Below are 16,527 nucleotides of genomic sequence, written 5' to 3'. Positions count from 1 at the left end.
GCGGTCAGCGCTGTACGGCGACCAGCATCATCATCGGTCGCTCACGCTCTTCAGCTAGCGCTGGTTGGGCGGCCACTTCGGCATCGCTCGGGCCCCATTCATTGACGTGTTGAATCGTGAACCCGGCGTCGATCAGCGCGTTAAGCAGCGTGCCGACCGTACGATGCTGCTTGATCACACCGTCGGCCAGCCAGTTCGTAACTCGCTCGCCTTCCATCTGATAACTGTCCAGTGGCCAGCGCTTGTTGCCTTCGCTGTCGATCAGCCAGCCCGGATTGCGCGGTGCCATGAAGATCGGGTGCTCGATGGAAAACACAAAATGCGCACCGGGTTTAAGCGCCGCGTGCAGTTTGTTAAACAGCCCCGAGAGATCCTTGATGTAGTGCAGGGCCAGTGAGCTGTAGGCCAGATCGTAAGTGCACGCGGGCAAGTCGAGGTGTTCCAGGTCGGCACGTTCGTAGCGGATGTTCGCGGCCGAAGTGGTTTCCTTCGCCCGTTCGAGCATTTTCTCCGAGACATCCAGCCCCAGCACTTGGGCAGCTCCGTGTTCGCTGGCCCAGCGGCAGAACCAGCCATAGCCGCAGCCCATATCCACCACTTGCAAACCGTGCAGGGAGGGCAACAAGGCTCTCAGCGCGGGCCATTCCGGCGCGGCATCGAGGCCGCCGATGGAGCGGTTCATCTGGCTGTAGCCCTGGAAAAATTCGGGGTCGTCGTAGATGTTCTGGGTCATGGATTTGCTGCTCTTTTGAATTTGATTTGGGTGGCTCGCAGGCCACGGTTTTGAATCCCTCGAAACGTGATGGCGCGTATTCGTTGATGGCCGCGCAGGGGGAGGGTGGTGGGCGATGGGGAAATGCTAGCGGGTCGTGGCGAGTGTGAGAACCGGGGGAGTGTTGGGGATCTGTAAACGAGGTTTTTCGATACGGGATGTTTAAAGAGTTGGCCCTGTTTACTGAACCTTCCCACAAGGTTTTCAGGTTGTCCGTCGGAAGTGCGGACTCTAGCCTGTGAGGGTCGCTGATGAATCGGCGATCGGGATTGGAACCCCGGCGACTTCCCAAAAAAGCAAAAGCAGCTTTCATGACGTATGCTTGCCCGCCTTCATGGTGTGCACTCTGTTATGGCGGCTGTGCGCGAGAGACTTCGAGTCTGTCGGGCTTTTGGCTTTTTTCGCCCGGGTTCCAACTCGCGTACAGCTGCCACCTCTTCGATTGGAACCGAGTAGGTCAGCTCCACCCATCGACTAGAAAGAAGCCATTATGAAGAAGCCAACCCCGAATCCCCCCGAAGTCGAAACCGACCCAACATCCCCGTACGTCTCGATCGACTGCAGAAAACTCCACGACGCCGCCAACCGCGCCCTCGATCATTACCTCTGCCCCGGCGCCCATGTCATGGGCACGACCAACCAACCCGAACCGATGTACTTCGCCAACCCGGCCTACGACACCGAATCCCTGCTGGCCAACGCCAGCGAATCACTGGGCTCGGCATCCGAGATGCTCAACAACTTCGCCGCCACCCTCGACCCCACCCACCGTAGAACCGCGATAGGCATTGCGCAGTTGGTGATGCTGGGGGAATTGGCGGTGAATCAGGCGCTGGATCATGTTGAGGTGAAGGACTGAAATGCAGCTGTTCTGGCAGGCATAAAAAAACCGGTCATCGCGACCGGTTTTTTCATTTTGGCGCTTTGGCAGAGCAATCTCAGCGAAGTCGCTCGACGTTTTCATCGATTCGTTTCTGGATAGTCTGCAACGTGTCCTGAGTGATGACGCCGGGGTACATCGTTTCTGCCATGGTCGCGAACTGATCAGCCACCTCGCAAAATCGGTTGATGATGCCGTCGGCCGTTTCAGCCGATACTTCCGCTTCCTCTGCAAGGTCGAGCATGGCTTTTCGTCCGATCTCCAATGCTTCGCCCATAACGTCCATCTGGTGGTATCCGCCGGGACCCTCACAGAAGGTCACATCGTAGGCGGGCGCCAGCGTCCATTGGCCCGATTTAGACATGATGTAGGCGAAGTTCTTCGGGTGGTCATCGCGGTTGTTGAACGCGACGTTGAAGATTACACGCTCAAACGCGAGCGCTTTCTCTCGTACGTCATTGGTGCAGAGATGGGTCGCACGCAAGAAGTTGACGTAGTCCAGCGCACCGGCATTCTGGAAGTCGGCGGCAGTGAAGGCCGCGAGACTTTGCATCGGCACGCGTAAGTCGTCTTCGCGATCAAAGCGTTTGGTAGCAAACGCTGCCAGCCCGTTCGGCAGGCTGAAGTACTGAGTTTCAGGTGTCTTTATTCCACACATCCGCAAGCATTCGGCGTAGACCATTTCGATGGCACACACCTCGGGATGCTCCTGCCGGGCGGGAAACTTGACCAGCCAGGCCTCGAAGCCTGATCTGGCTATGGTGGTAAAGTTGCCTGTTCGCGGATCGCGATAGACCAAGGCTTTTGGTCTGGCACCCTGCGGAGATCCACCCACCAGCAACAGCTGTTGCAAGAACTCGCCACCCTCACCCTTGAGGACTTCCTGCACCTCGGCAGCCAGCAGATCAATGGAGACCTCAACTTGCGGCTCCAGCGCCTCGGGTGCCACCGGCTCGAACGACATTGCGCCCATGGCATTGTTGCCGATGTAAGCGAGGCGCTCGAGTGGGCCGATGCGTGCGGAATTAAGGCCGCGCCGCTTGAACAAGCGATCCATCAGCAGCATGCCCCAGCCATCCGGCAGCGCATCGTAGACCGGTCCAGGCAAATCCAATTGATGGAGCGGAAAGTCACGCCGTAACTTGGGGCCTTCCAATGGAAGTCTGTACGCCGACAATTCCAGGCCTCTGTTCTTTGCCTCGTCGCTGTACTCGAACACGATCAGTGGGCGACCGGTGATAGCCGTCGTGGAAACGAGCGTGCCCCACCGCCAGTGTTCACCCCAGCCATCGTAGTAGACGTCCACTCGTTCAAGCATTTCCTGATTTCCTTTTTATGCGCTGACGCCTGGAGCTGTCTTCGTAACGAAGGATGTCGTCCAGGCTGTCCAGTTTTGGCAAGAACAGGTCTTCGATTTCCTGGACGCGCCCCACAACCATGGCCACTCGGACTACGGTTTCGAAACTGACATTCCGCCCGGCTTCAAGGTTGGCCACCGTATTGGTGCCGACACCGGCGCGAGCAGCCACATCGGCTTGCGTCATCTGCATGGCTATCCGCTCTGTGCGCAGGCGTTGGCAGAGCCGTTTGACGATCTCGCTTGGTTTGCTGAGGCTTAATTCCAGCATGGTGTGCCTTACGTCGCATAAAGGTCGGTTAATACCCAAAATTATAGAGTTAACCTTCATTGCGTCAAATCAGTTAACACCATTTTGATGTGGGTTAACTGCGATTAATGCTGATAAACCACAATTGTGCAGAATTAAATTGTCGGTGTTCAAACCGCTCCAGATTGGCTTCACGTTGAACACTCCATCGAAACCATTGCAATCGCATACCCTTGATCGTCTCTGGCCGAGAAGCAGCCGGGAAGAAATGCGGATATCTCCCTTGAAGCCGAACGCTTCGATAACAAGCGCTCACGACATGAGTGACTGACTGTCAGGAGCGTAAGCGCAGACGGGGGGAATTCAATCAACGTGTTGTTTCTGAATGGTTCAAGGCTGGCTTGCTCGCTGCCAAATCCGAGGCATAAAAAAACCGGCCCTGCAGGCCGGTTTTTCTGTTTCCGCATCCCCCGTCAAACCACGACGCAGGACATAAATTCGATTGGAGCGGGTGAAGGGAATCGAACCCTCGTTATCAGCTTGGGAAGCTGGAGTAATGCCATTATACGACACCCGCTCAGAGCGGCTGACTTTGTACCAGACTCGGCCACGGATTTGAAGTTTTCTTTGCGTGTGTCGAGTGGAAAAGCCTGAATCAGAGCCAGATCGGTCAATCGCGGGCAAGCGCTGCGGGCTGGAGGACGGCTGAATCTCAGCCTCGCAGGCTTGCTCGCGACGACACTGTTTCAAATGGCCAATGCATGGTGATCCTGGACAAACTGGTAACGCGTTCGGCTTGCCTGTTGCGCCGGTTTCAGGAAACCGAGCAGGGCGTTCTGGCTGTCCCGGCAGGCGGATTTGTGTTCCATGTCGAGGAAGTGCCCGGTGGCCTGCAGGGTGGTGAAGGTGCTCTGCGCGACGTGGTTGCCGAACAGGCGCGCATCTTCGGCGGCGGTGTATTCGTCCCATTCGCCGTTCAGGAACAGCACCGGTACGTTGATTTTCTTCGCCGCGTTCAAATAGCACTGACGATCGCTGTGCAACACGTCATTGATGTGAAAGTGCATCTGCCCGTATTCGTGCTCGGCCAGGCTGCTGACGTGGCGATAGTTGAAGCGCTTGAACAGCGACGGCAGGTGTTTGCCGATGGTGTCGTTGACGAGGTGCCCGACCCGATCGCCGTCGCGTTTGCCGAGGCATTCGACACCGCGTTCGAGGTAATCAAGCATGTGTGCATTGATCACCGGGGAGAACGAGCTGATCACGGCTTTTTCGATGCGCCGAGGCTGATGCGCGAGGGCGACCATGGTCGCGGCGCCACCCCAGGAGAACGACAGCACGTGTTCGGCCGCGAAGTGATCGATCAGCTCCAGCAGGATCAGACCTTCGACTTCTTTCGTCAGATGTTTCTCGTGGCGGTTGTGGACTTTCGACTTGCCCGCGTAGGGCTGGTCGTAGCAAACCACGTTGAATTGCGGGTGCAGATTTTTCACGGTCTGTGCAAACGACGCAGTCGTGGCCATCGAGCCGTTGACCAGGATGATGGTCTTTTCTGCGGCGTCTGCGCGATAGAACTCCGTGTAAACCCGATACTGACCCTGTATATCCAGCACAGCGATTTCTGGCCTCATGTCATAAGACTCCTGGCAAGCAAGCGGGTATGCGCGCAAATGAGATTGCACGAGCTTTGTGACAGGTAGGCATATGCCTGGAATTTTGTGGCCCATGTCGATCCGATACGTCAGGTCGACGGGTGTTGTTATTGGCGGGCAGTCTGTCGGCTGAGGCGCAACCCTTGAGGGCTGTCTACCGACAAAAAGTTTCTTGGATGTTATGTGTGACTCATCGGTCACAATTTGGCCGACGACCTGATTCAAGCAGGGGGATCCGGATTGCGCAAGTGCCGTTGGTAAATTGTTCGACAACTTCTGCTGAGCGGTCGGCTGCTTAGAACAAATGAATCTCTTCGGTGCGCAAAGCGCGGTACTCGCCCGGTTTTAGCGCGTGATCCAGCGCCAGCGGCCCCATGGATTCGCGGTGCAGGCGCAGCACTTTGTTGTTGAAGTGGCCGAACATGCGCTTCACCTGATGGTAACGACCTTCGACGATGCTCAACCGCGCCGTTCGCGGGCCGAGCACTTGCAGCTGCGCCGGTTGGGTGGTCAGGTCTTCGAAGGCGAAGTAGATCCCCTTGGCGAACTTGATCGCATATTCCGGGCCGATCTCCTGTTCGGTCTCGACGTAATAGACCTTCGGCAGTTTGGTCTGCGGCTGGGTCAGGCGCCGCGACCAGCTGCCGTCGTTGGTGATCAGCATCAGCCCGGTGGTGTTGAAATCCAGACGCCCGGCGATGTGCAGGTCATCCTTGTCCGGTTCGTGGATCAGGTCGAGCACGGTCGGATGTTCGGGATCGCGGGTGGCGCTGACGCAGCCCTGCGGTTTGTTCAGCATGAAGTAGCGCGCCGGTTTGCCGGGTTGCAGCACTTCGTCGTCGACCTCCACGCGGCTGAACTCCAGGACTTCGCTGCGGGGATCGCTGACGACTTTTCCGTCAATGCGCACGCGCTTTTCCACCAGCAACAGGCGAACCTGTTTACGGTTGTAGCGGGGCAGGTTACTGAGGAAACGGTCGACGCGCATGATCAGGAATCGGCAGGAAGCGGGGCGCGCATCTTACGGGATCGACGGCCTGGCCGCTTGCAGTTGCGCCTCGACCTGAGCGCAACGCGGGCACAGGCAGGATTTGTCGCGCAGTTCCGTCGGCAGGGCTTCGAGCACTGCCGGGTCGATGGAAACACCGTAGCACCAGCAGGCACGGTCGGCGGTGCGCGGGTCGGCCAGGATGCAGTCGTTGCGGGCGCCGCAGGCCGGGCAGAGGTCAGGTGTGTTCTTGGCGTCAGGCATAGGTCGAGTGAGGCATTTCCACGCAGGTGCGGTTGCGGCCGGTCTGTTTGGCCCGGTACATCGCATGATCGGCCCGGGACAGCAGACTGTGCAAGGTGTCATCCGGTTGCAGGGTGGTGGCGCCGATGCTGACCGTCAGATTCAGGGTGTGACCGTTGTAGGCATATTCATGCTGTTCGACGTGCTGGCGGATCTTCTCGGCAATCTTCTGACCGGTCTCGCCGTCGGTGTCCTTCAGCAGCACGATAAATTCCTCACCGCCCCAACGGCAGACAATGTCGGAATGCCGCAGACAACTTTGCAGGTCCCGGGCGAATCCGATCAGCACCTGATCGCCGGCCATGTGCCCGTAGGTGTCGTTCAAAACCTTGAAGTGATCCAGATCCAGCAGCAGCGCGGTCAGCGGTTTCGGCTCACGGTGCGCTTCGTGCAGCGCTTGCACGGCGAGCAGGTCGAAGCCGCGGCGGTTGGGAAGTTCGGTGAGGCTGTCGAGGGTGGCCTGAGCGTGGATCTTGTCCTGATAGCGCTTGATCAATCGATTGACCAGCGCCAGCACGATCAGCGTCACCAGCAGGCAGATCAGCAGGTTGAGATAGAGCGACTGGCGGATTTCGCTCAGTGCGCCGTCTTCGCGTTTGTCGACAAACAGGTACCAGTTCAGCTCCGGAATGAACCGCACGTTGAGGAAATGCCCCTGGCCGTGGGTGGAATATTCGTAGCTGCCGCTGTGGGGTTTGGGCAGCTGGCTGACCAGGCTTTTCATGCTGTCGAGGTCGGTCAGGCTTTTCCCGACCCGCGCCCCTTCCGGCCCACCCTCGGCGCCGGTCAAGACCAGCCGACCGAAGGTGTCGACGAAGTAAACGCTGCGTTGATAGCGCTGCTGATACTTGTCGATCAGCTTGATCACTGCGTCCACCGTCAGCCCCACGCCAGCGGCGCCGATGAAGCGATTGTTGTAGTCGTAGACCTTGTAGTTGATGAAGAACGTCATGTTGTCTTTGTTGGCCAGATCCGGGTCGACATTGATCTCGTATGGATCCTTCATGTCGCGCACACGAAAGTACCAGGCGTCGCGCGGCTCGTCGATTTTCACCTGCTTTAGCACGCCCTTGGCGTGGTAGTAGGTGTGGGTGCTGTTGGAGACGAAAAACGCGGTGTAGGCGCCGTAGTGGGTCATGACCTCGTCGAGGTAGCGGGTCATCTGGTCGCTGTCTTTCTCGCCGTTCACCACCCAGTCGCGCATGAAGGTGTCGCGGGACATCATCGAAGAAATAAGGATCGGTCTGACCAGGTCTTTCTGGATTTCCGAATAGACCGTGTCGGAGGTTAGCGGCAGTTCGGTGTTGACGATGTTGTCGCGGATCGACGCCCGCGAGGCGTAGTAGCTGAGCAGTGAAGTGGCGAGGAAACCTGCGCCGAGCAGGGCGACGAGGGTCAGTACCAGCGAACGTTGGGAGTGAAACGCAGATCTGAGCGGCATTGGCAATTCCGTTGACAGTGACCCGATGGGCAGCATTCTAGTGGCACGGCGGGGAAAAGACTGCGGGATTTGTGCCTGAAATGCGGGGGGATCAGCCGGGCAGGGGTGTCTGGAGAATGGCTCATTCATCCAGCCCCCTCCCGGAGCGAGAGGGGGCCGCTGTTCGGATCAGTTTGCGGTTTGCAGATACGCTCGCCACCCACCCAAATGGCTGATGTCGGTTGCACCTTCCAGGCCGTAGGGTTCGCAGATGAATCCGCTTTCCCAGCGGCCATCCGCCAGTTGTACCTTGCCCAGGCCCAGCGGCGCCGGGATGCCGGTCAGGAACGAGCCCAGCTCACTGCTCGGTAACTCCCAGACTTCCACCTCGATGGCCACGCCGCCTTCGGCCACGCGCAGCATGCCCGGGCGCAACGGCGGGCCGCCGGCCAGGGCATAGAGTTTGTAGTTCTTCGAGCTGTAGGTGGCCTCGATCAGGCGTGCGCCGCGTTGCCGCAACTGCCAGTTCAGGGCCAGTCCGTCCAGATGCGCACCGCAGACCACCAGTCGTGCACGGTCATGGCGCGCCGGGTTGTTCGGCGTCGGCAGCGCGGGATCCTGCTGGCGCTGCAAGGCATCGGCCACGCCCAGCAGATACTGATCGGTGAACGTCCGGCCAAACAGCGTTACACCCCACGGCAGTCCGTTGGCCATGAAACCGCTGGGCACGGCGACGGCAGCGTAATCGAGCAGGTTCATGAAGTTGGTGTAGTAGCCCAGTTCGGAATTGCGCAGCACCGGTTCCGCGTCCAGTTCCTCCAGCGTCACCGGACGACCGATGGTGGGCGTGAGCACGCAGTCGAGTTCTTCCAGTGCTTTATCGCAAACGGCTTTCAGCGCTTGCAGGCGGTATTGCGCACGGAACGTCTGCACGCCGCTGACGGCCGGTGCTTTGGCCAGCACCGCGCGGATCACCGGCAGCACCGCTGCGGGATTTTCTTCCATCAACTCGCCGGCCACGCTGTAGCGCTCGGCCACCCACGGCCCTTCATAGAGCAACCGCGCCGCTTCGAGGAACGGCGACAGGTCCAGTTCGACCGCTTCACCGCCCATAGCTTTCAGACGGTCGATGGCATCGCCGAACAGCCGCGGGCCTTCCTCACAGCCGAAAAAAGCCAGGTCTCGCGCACGCGGTACACCGAAGCGAAACGGCCGTGGCGCGCCGAACGCGGTGCCGTCGTTCCATGACGGATTGCTGCGGCTGTATTCGTCCCTCGGATCGAGGCGCGCGGTCAGCGCCAGCAGCTGACTGGCTTCCCGCGCTGTTGCGGTGAACGTGGTGACGCAGTCCAGCGTGCGACAGGCCGGCAGCACGCCGGCGGTGGAAATCAGCCCTTTGCTGGCCTTCAGCCCCACCAGATTGTTCAATGCCGCCGGCACCCGGCCGGAGCCGGCAGTGTCGGTGCCCAACGCGAAACTGGCCACGTCGAGCGCCACGGCCAGCGACGAACCGGCACTCGAGCCGCCGGACGGATATTCCGCCAACACGCTATTCGGGCAGGCGCCGTACGGCGAGCGGCTGCCGTTGAGGCCGGTGGCGAACTGGTCGAGGTTGGTCTTGCCCAGCGGGATCGCGCCCAGCGCCAGCAGCTGCTCGACGATGGTCGCCGAACGCTCCGGTACGTAGGCGAACGCCGGGCATGCAGCGGTGGTCGGGACACCGGCCAGATCAATGTTGTCCTTGATCGCAAACGGCACGCCATACAACGGCAGGCTGTCGAGATCGCGACCGTCGAGGGCGGCCAGATACGGTTCCAGTTCTTCGGCGCTGAGCAGATGGATGAACAGGTGATAGTCCGGGTTCAGCGCAGCGGCTTTTTCCCGCAACGCCAACAGCAATTGCCGGGGTGTGGTGTCGCCATTGCGGTAGGCCTGGCGCAGGGCATCGAGTTGCAGATTCATGGGTTGATCCTTTGGCAAATGGTTTCAGTCGAGTTCCAGCACCACGACCCGTTGTCCGGCACGCACCGCCGATCCCGGCTGCACGCGAATGTCCTGCACCACCCCGGCCATGGGCGCGAGCACGGGGATTTCCATCTTCATCGACTCCAGAATCACCAGCACATCACCGGCCGCCACGCGGCTGCCGACCTCGACCTGCACCTGCCAGAGGTTGCCGGCGATGTGGCTGTCGATGCTTTGTTGGCCGCTGGTCAGCGGTGTGTCTTCGCTGCTGTCCGGCACGGCTTCTTCGCTGTCGAAGTGCGCCTGGCCGCTGGCGATCCAGCGTTCGCGCTCCGCCTGGAAGGCACCCTGTTGCTGCGTTCGGAAGGCGTCGATGGTCTCGGCTTCGCGTTGCAGAAAGGCCTGGTAGTCGGCGAGGTTGAGCTGGCTCTGTTCGATGTTCAGGTCGAAGCGGCCGAGAGGAAAGTCGCGGCGGATGCGCAGCAGTTCTTCGGCGCTGACCGGGTAGAAACGGATCTGATCGAAAAACCGCAGCAGCCACGGTTTGCCGTCGAACGCGGCGACCTCGCGATAGCGGTTCCACATCTGCAAGGTGCGCCCGACGAACTGATAACCGCCCGGGCCTTCCATGCCGTACACGCACATGTAGGCGCCGCCGATGCCCACCGAGTTCTCGGCGGTCCAGGTGCGCGCCGGGTTGTATTTGGTGGTCACCAGCCGATGGCGCGGGTCGAGCGGGGTGGCGACCGGCGCACCGAGGTAGACGTCACCCAGGCCCATCACCAGATAACTCGCATCGAACACCGTGCGCTGCACCTCGTCGAGATTCGGCAGGTCGTTGATGCGGCGGATGAACTCCAGATTGCTCGGGCACCACGGCGCGTCCTTGCGCACGGTGGTCATGTATTTCTCGATCGCCAACTGGCAGGCCGGATCGTCCCACGACAGCGGCAGATGGACGATGCGCGACGGTACTTGCAAGTCCTGGGCGGCGCACACCGCATCCCATTCACCGGCGACGATGCCGAGCAGATCGGCCAGCGGCAATTGTTCGGGCTGGTAGTGGATCTGCAGCGAACGAATGCCCGGCGTCAGGTCGATCACGCCGTGCAGGTTTTTGCCTTCCAGCGCCTGCATCAGGGCATGGGCGCGAAAGCGCAGGACCAGATCCAGTTCCGGCGCGCCGATTTCCAGCAGCAGATGGGTATCGCCGGACACACGGCCGACCAGCCGCTTGTCGTCCTGACCCAATTCCAGAACCACAGGCGCAACCAGGGCCTGTGGGAGCTGGCTTGCCAGCGATGAAGTTGACGCGATGTTTGCTCGGGCCCCATCGCTGGCAAGCCAGCTCCCACAGGTGTCCCATTTGAGGGCGAGATCGCGTGCGGTCTTGAGATCGACGGGCACGAACTGCACTTTGTCCCCGGCCTTGAGCTGCCCGAGCTGCCATAGATCGGCCTCGATCACCGTCACCGGGCACACGAAACCACCGAGGCTCGGGCCGTCCGGGCCGAGGATCACCGGCATGTCGCCGGTGAAGTCCACGGCGCCGATGGCGTAGGGATTGTCGTGGATGTTCGACGGATGCAGCCCGGCCTCGCCGCCGTCGGCGCGCACCCATTCCGGTTTCGGCCCGATCAGGCGCACGCCGGTGCGGCTGGAGTTGAAATGCACTTCCCATTGCGTGGCGAAAAAGGTGCCGATGTAGTTTTCAGTGAAGTATTCAGGCGCGCCATGAGGGCCGTAGATAACGCGGATCCGGCGCACGGCAGGTAATTCGCTGACGTGATGGGGTGCCAGGGTCTGCCCGGCGCTTCGGTCGCTCAGTGGGGCCAGGTGCAACACGTCCCCGGCACGCAGGGCTCGCCCGCCATGACCGCCGAACTGACCGAGGGTGAAGGTGCTTTTGCTCCCCAGATAATCCGGCACCTGCAGGCCGCCACGCAGGCACAGGTAGCTGCGGGCGCCGGCGTCGAGCAAACCGCCGAGATGTAACTGGCTGCCCGCTTCAATCAACAGCGCGGTGTTCATCGGCACCGCTTCGCCGTCGAGGGTCAGCGCCAACGGCGCCCCCGTCACCGCCACCACCGCATCGCAATTGAAGCGCAGCAGCGGTCCGTTCATGGTGATTTCCAGTGCCGCCGCGCCTTCGGCATTGCCCAGCAAGCGATTGCCCAGGCGCAACGCGCGGCTGTCCATCGGCCCCGAAGGTGGCACGCCGACCGCCCAGTAACCGAGGCGACCGGGGTAGTCCTGGACGCTGGTCTGGGTGCCGGCGCTCAGCACTTCAAACGTGTTGGCCCGGTACACCAGGCCTTCCAGGCAACGGGTCCAGGGCTGACCGCTGGCAAACGGCGTATCTAGCAGAATCTGCCGCAGGTAATCGCGGTTGGTTTCCACGCCGTACAGCAGGCTGTCGCCGAGGGCCTGGTGCAGTTCGGCGCGGGCCTGTTCGCGGGTTGGCGCCCAACTGATGACTTTGGCGATCATCGGATCGAAGTAGGGCGGGATCTCGCAGCCAGCCTCGACCCAGGTGTCGATGCGCAGTTGAATACCGTTGGCCGCAGGAAATTCCACAGCGGTCAGCAGCCCTGGGCTCGGCTGGAAATCGCGCCCCGGATCCTCCGCGTACAGTCGCGCCTGAATCGCGTGGCCGTCCGGTTTCAGGCCCTCAAACAATGTGCTCAGCGGCGGCAGATCTCCCGCCGCCAGTTCAATCATCCAGCGCACCAGATCAACGCCCCACACCTGTTCGGTGACGCCGTGCTCAACCTGCAACCGGGTGTTCACTTCCAGAAAATAGAAGCGCTGCGCATCGCTGTCGAAAACGAATTCGACGGTGCCGGCGCTGCGGTAATTCACTGCTTTGGCCAGTTTGATCGCCGCCGCGCACAGCTCATCCGCCATGCCGTCGGGCAGGTTCGGTGCCGGGGTTTCCTCGAGGACTTTCTGATTGCGCCGCTGCACCGAGCAGTCGCGCACGCCAAGGGCGATCACTGCGCCTTGGCCGTCGCCGAACACCTGGACTTCCAGATGCCGCGCACGCTGGATGTACTTCTCGATGAACACCCCGGCGTCGCTGAAATTGTTCTGGCCGAGACGCTTCACCGCCTCGAACGACTCGCTCAGTTCGCTGGCGTTACGGCACACGCGCATGCCGATGCCACCGCCCCCAGCGGTGCTTTTGAGCATCACCGGATAACCGACCTGCGCGCCGGCAATCAGCGCGGCGTCGAGGCTGTCGAGCAGTTCGGTGCCTTCGAGCATCGGCACGCCGTGCTGTTTGGCCAGCGCCCGTGCAGTGTGCTTGAGGCCGAACACCCGCAGTTGTTCCGGTGTCGGGCCGATGAAGGCAATGCCGTGGTTGGCGCAGGCTTCGGCGAACGCGGCGTTTTCCGAGAGGAACCCGTAGCCTGGGTGGATCGCGGTGGCGCCGCTGGCTTTGGCGATGGCAAGGATTTTTTCGACGGCCAGATAAGTGCCGGCCGCTGCGCCTTCACCGAGGCTGTGGGCTTCGTCCGCTTGCAGGATGTGCAGGCTGGCGGCATCGGCTTCGGAGTACACCGCGACGCCTTCGACTTGCAGTTCACGCAAGGTGCGCAGGATGCGGCAGGCAATCGCGCCACGGTTGGCAATCAGGACTTTTTTGAACATGGCAAAACCCCTGAAGGGGATGCGGGCCGTCCCGCAGTTTTTCGATGAGCGCCGGGGTCGTCCCCGACGGCAAAATCACAATTCGAAAGTCACCATTGACCTTGTGGGAGCGGGCTTGCCCGCGATGGCGGTGTGTCAGTCATCATCAATGTTGGCTGTGCCGACGCCATCGCTGGCAAGCCAGCTCCCACAGGGTTCAGGGGTGTTTTGGGGATTTCAGACACTGGCCGGAACGGGCCTGGCACAGGGCGAAAAGCCAACGGCGCAGGCGGACGAATGTCAGTTCCATACCAGTAGCTCCGCAGGTGTCGGGTTGTAGGCGTTGCACGGGTTGTTCAGTTGCGGACAGTTGGAGATCAGCACGATCACGTCCATCTCGGCGCGCAGGTCGACGTACTTGCCCGGCGCGGAGATCCCGTCCTCGAAGGTCAGGCCGCCGTCGGCGGTCACCGGTACGTTCATGAAGAAATTGATGTTCGGCCCGATATCACCTTTGCTCAGGCGCCCGTCGTGGGCGCAGGCACGCAGGTAATTGTCGCGGCAGCTGTGCATGTAGCGTTTTTCCAGGGCGTAGCGCACGGTGTTGCTCTCTTGCGCGCAGGCGCCGCCGAGGGTGTCGTGGCGGCCGCAGGTGTCGGCGATGATGGTCAGCATCGGTTTGCCAAGGTTGGAATACAACACGCTGCCGGTGCTCAGGTACACGCTGTTCTGTCGGCGCAATGTGCGTTGCACGTCGTAGCGTTCACGGGGATTGGCGAGGCTGTAGAACAGCGTATCGACCGCCTGATTGCCCTCCAGGTCGAGGATGCGCAGGGTCTGGCCGGCCTTGACCTCCATCAGCCAGGGTTCGCCGGCGGGAATGGTGGCGCGGTACACCGCAGTGTCGGGTTGTTTCTGCGAAGTGGCGATAGCAACTGACATGGCGATGATCCTCAGGCAAACAAACGGTCGGTGTTGATAAAGCCGCGCTCGTTCTCCGGGCGCGAGGTGCGGCAGTGTTCGGCGACGCTCGGGTCGGCGTTCATCCAGCTCAGCTTCAGCGGTTTAGGCGCGTATTCAGGTGAGGGATCCATCGGGTGTTGCAGGGCGGTGAGGACGACGAGGGTGTCCATCGGGGCGTACAGCTCGATGTAATCGCCGGCCTTCGAATGGCCTTCGACGAAATGGAAGCGCCCGGCTTCATCGACGTTCACGCGGCTGAACAGGTTGAGGGTCATCAGCAGGTCGGACAGGCCCAGGCCCCACTTGCCCAGTTCCACCAGCAGGTTGTCGGTGCCGTTGCGAAAGAAGCCGTTGCGCAGTTCCTGGTAGCGGCCCTGGCCGTATTTTTCCGCGACCTCTTCAGCGCACAGCACGCCACCGAGGCTGTCGCTCCAGCCACAAGTGTCTGCGGTGATTGCCGCCAGCACCCGGCCCATGTCCGAGTACAGGCAATGGCCTGCGGTCAGCTTGGCGGTGTGTTGGCACTTGAGGCTGTCGGGCAGGTTCAGGCGCTCGGTTTTCTCGTTGGCGTTGAGCAGGGTCAGGCTGACGTTGGCCCCACCGCGCAGGTCGGTCAGGCGCAGCAGCTGGCCGCGTTTCAGGACGAAGGAACGGTGGCCGCCACCGGGCAGGGTTTCCTCGGCGAAGGGTGGAAACAGTTGGGTCGAATCAGTCATGGGAGCAGTCCTCTCAGGCAATACGAAGCGTGCCGGCCAGCTCGGCGGGCAGAGCGTCGACGGCGGCGCGTTGGGCGCGGCGGTCGCTGTTCAAAGGGATGTCGTAGGTGATGCGGGCGCCATAGGCGCCGGGGGCGTGCGGGTCGAGGCGGACCTTGTCGAACACCAGCAAACGGGTGCCGAGGCTGAAACCTTCGGACAGGTCGTGGGTGACCATGAACACCGTCAGTTGCGTCTCGCGCCATAGCTCCAGCAGCAGGGCGTGCATGTCCTTGCGGATGCCCGGATCAAGAGCGCCGAACGGTTCGTCCAGCAGCAACACTCTCGGCTTCATGATCAGCGCCTGGGCAATCGCCAGTCGCTGTTGCATGCCGCCGGAGAGTTGCGCCGGGTACTTGTCCAGCGCATGGCCGAGGCCGACTTTGTGCAGCAGCGCCGAGGCCTGCTCGCGGGCGTCCCGTTTGGCGCTGCCGAACAGACGACCGAGCAGTGGCGCCCGTGGCAGTTCGAGGCCGAGGGCGACGTTGTCCAGTACGCTCAGGTGCGGGAACACCGAGTAGCGCTGGAACACCACGCCACGGCTGGCATCCGGTTCGTGGGCGAGGGGCTGACCGTCGAGCAGAATCTCGCCGCGACTGGCGGTTTCCTGACCCAGCAGCAGGCGCAGGAAGGTCGACTTGCCGCAGCCCGAGGCACCGACCAGCGTGCAGAACTCGCCCTCGTTGACGTTGAGGTTCAAGCCTTCCAGCACCACTTGGTCGGCGTATTGCTGCCAGACGTTTTTCACCGTGATGAAGCTCATTTGGCGGCCCCCTCATACCAGGGGAATGCCCGACGGGTCAGGTATTTGAGAGCCCAATCCATCAGCCAGGCAAGCAGGGTGATCCAGACCACGTACGGCAGGATCACGTCCATCGCCAGGTAGCGGCGCACGAGGAAAATCCGGTAGCCCAGACCGTCGGTGGAGGCGATGGCTTCGGCGGCGATCAGGAACAGCCACGCCGAACCGAGCATCAGCCGCAGCGAGATCAGCAGGCGCGGCAACAGTTGCGGCAGAACCACACGCAGCATCAATGTCCAGGTCGAGGCGCCGAGGGTCTGGGCCTTGATCAGCAGTTCGACGGGGATGTCCCGCGCGCGCTGTTCCAGATCACGGGCCAGGGCCGGGGTGATACCGATCACGATCAGCATCACTTTCGACAGCTCGCCGAGGCCGAAGACGATGAACAGAATCGGCAGGATCGCCAGTGGCGGCACCATCGACAACACCGTCAGCAATGGCGAGAGCGGTGCGCCGAACAGCGGCAGGGTGCCGGCCGCCATGCCCAGGCACAACCCGGCCAGCGCCGCGATGCCGAGGCCGGTGGCCAGGCGTTGCAGGCTCGACGCGGTGTCCTGCCAGAGCAGGTATTCACCGGTGCGGCTGTCGGCGTTGAAGGCCAGGCGTTTCACCGCATCGGTCATCTGCACCGCGCTGGGCAGCAGTTTGTCGTTGGGGTTGTCCGCCAAGCGCTCGGCCGAGCCCATGAAGTAGGCGAACAGCACCAGGGCGAACGGCAGGATCACCAGCAACAGGCGACTCGGGCGATCCGGGTGGCGATTGATCAGGCGCATGGCCAAATCCTCCG

General features: G+C 61.4%; 14 protein-coding genes and 1 tRNA gene. 1 reads left to right on the top strand and 14 read right to left on the bottom strand.

Annotated elements, in window-relative coordinates:
* Positions 1-4: 4 nt before the first annotated feature.
* On the bottom strand, positions 5-733 hold the full coding sequence (locus ACTJK7_RS09085) for a class I SAM-dependent methyltransferase (RefSeq protein WP_440780638.1): 729 nt from the start codon (positions 731-733) through the stop codon (positions 5-7).
* Positions 734-1,262: 529 nt separating this feature from the next.
* On the opposite strand from ACTJK7_RS09085, the gene ACTJK7_RS09080 reads away from it, so the two are divergent.
* The gene (locus ACTJK7_RS09080; protein ID WP_064594063.1) at positions 1,263-1,631 is read left to right on the top strand and encodes a DUF6124 family protein; all 369 of its coding nucleotides are present in this window, start codon (positions 1,263-1,265) and stop codon (positions 1,629-1,631) included.
* A 79-nt stretch (positions 1,632-1,710) separates the two neighbouring features.
* Here ACTJK7_RS09080 and ACTJK7_RS09075 read toward each other — a convergent pair whose 3' ends face one another.
* The 13 genes from ACTJK7_RS09075 to ACTJK7_RS09015 all read right to left on the bottom strand — a co-directional run bounded on the left by ACTJK7_RS09075 (position 1,711) and on the right by ACTJK7_RS09015 (position 16,513).
* Entirely contained in the window at positions 1,711-2,970 is a 1,260-nt protein-coding gene (locus ACTJK7_RS09075; protein WP_440780637.1) for a type II toxin-antitoxin system HipA family toxin, read from the bottom strand.
* Positions 2,963-3,280, bottom strand: a complete 318-nt coding sequence (locus ACTJK7_RS09070; protein WP_440780636.1) for a helix-turn-helix transcriptional regulator — start codon at positions 3,278-3,280, stop codon at positions 2,963-2,965. Before ACTJK7_RS09070 ends, ACTJK7_RS09075 begins: the two co-directional genes overlap by 8 nt.
* 482 nt (positions 3,281-3,762) lie before the next feature.
* Positions 3,763-3,836 (bottom strand) — tRNA-Gly (locus ACTJK7_RS09065).
* 169 nt (positions 3,837-4,005) lie between these two features.
* On the bottom strand, positions 4,006-4,890 hold the full coding sequence (locus tag ACTJK7_RS09060) for an alpha/beta fold hydrolase (RefSeq protein ID WP_011332879.1): 885 nt from the start codon (positions 4,888-4,890) through the stop codon (positions 4,006-4,008).
* A 316-nt stretch (positions 4,891-5,206) separates the two neighbouring features.
* Complete coding sequence (locus ACTJK7_RS09055; RefSeq protein WP_108560002.1) at positions 5,207-5,899, bottom strand: pseudouridine synthase; 693 nt, start codon at positions 5,897-5,899, stop codon at positions 5,207-5,209.
* A gap of 33 nt (positions 5,900-5,932) precedes the next feature.
* Positions 5,933-6,163, bottom strand: coding sequence for a cysteine-rich CWC family protein (locus ACTJK7_RS09050; RefSeq protein ID WP_108560004.1), 231 nt, complete (start codon positions 6,161-6,163; stop codon positions 5,933-5,935).
* Positions 6,156-7,643, bottom strand: a complete 1,488-nt coding sequence (locus ACTJK7_RS09045; RefSeq protein ID WP_085655528.1) for a sensor domain-containing diguanylate cyclase — start codon at positions 7,641-7,643, stop codon at positions 6,156-6,158. Before ACTJK7_RS09045 ends, ACTJK7_RS09050 begins: the two co-directional genes overlap by 8 nt.
* Before the next feature lie 168 nt (positions 7,644-7,811).
* Complete coding sequence (atzF, locus tag ACTJK7_RS09040) at positions 7,812-9,584, bottom strand: allophanate hydrolase (protein WP_440780635.1); 1,773 nt, start codon at positions 9,582-9,584, stop codon at positions 7,812-7,814.
* Between the two features lie 24 nt (positions 9,585-9,608).
* Positions 9,609-13,241 carry an urea carboxylase gene (gene uca, locus ACTJK7_RS09035; RefSeq protein WP_108560007.1) on the bottom strand — a complete coding sequence of 1,211 codons (3,633 nt, stop codon included), beginning with the start codon at positions 13,239-13,241 and terminating at the stop codon, positions 9,609-9,611.
* 279 nt (positions 13,242-13,520) lie between these two features.
* Positions 13,521-14,162 (bottom strand): urea amidolyase associated protein UAAP2, encoded by a 642-nt coding sequence (locus ACTJK7_RS09030; protein ID WP_064383065.1) that lies wholly within the window; start codon positions 14,160-14,162, stop codon positions 13,521-13,523.
* Positions 14,163-14,173: 11 nt separating this feature from the next.
* A complete protein-coding gene (locus tag ACTJK7_RS09025) occupies positions 14,174-14,899 on the bottom strand; it encodes an urea amidolyase associated protein UAAP1 (RefSeq protein ID WP_064383067.1) in 726 nt (241 codons plus the stop codon).
* 13 nt (positions 14,900-14,912) lie between these two features.
* A complete protein-coding gene (locus tag ACTJK7_RS09020) occupies positions 14,913-15,701 on the bottom strand; it encodes an ABC transporter ATP-binding protein (RefSeq protein WP_108560009.1) in 789 nt (262 codons plus the stop codon).
* A complete protein-coding gene (locus tag ACTJK7_RS09015; protein ID WP_085655522.1) occupies positions 15,698-16,513 on the bottom strand; it encodes an ABC transporter permease in 816 nt (271 codons plus the stop codon). The genes ACTJK7_RS09020 and ACTJK7_RS09015 overlap by 4 nt, the downstream gene beginning before the upstream one ends.
* Positions 16,514-16,527 lie beyond the last annotated feature (14 nt).

This window comes from Pseudomonas sp. 22085, from assembly GCF_052045815.1.
Taxonomy (GTDB): domain Bacteria; phylum Pseudomonadota; class Gammaproteobacteria; order Pseudomonadales; family Pseudomonadaceae; genus Aquipseudomonas; species Aquipseudomonas glycinae.
The sequence above is the reverse complement of the archived record's forward strand: the minus strand, read 5'-3'. Positions and strand labels throughout refer to the sequence as shown.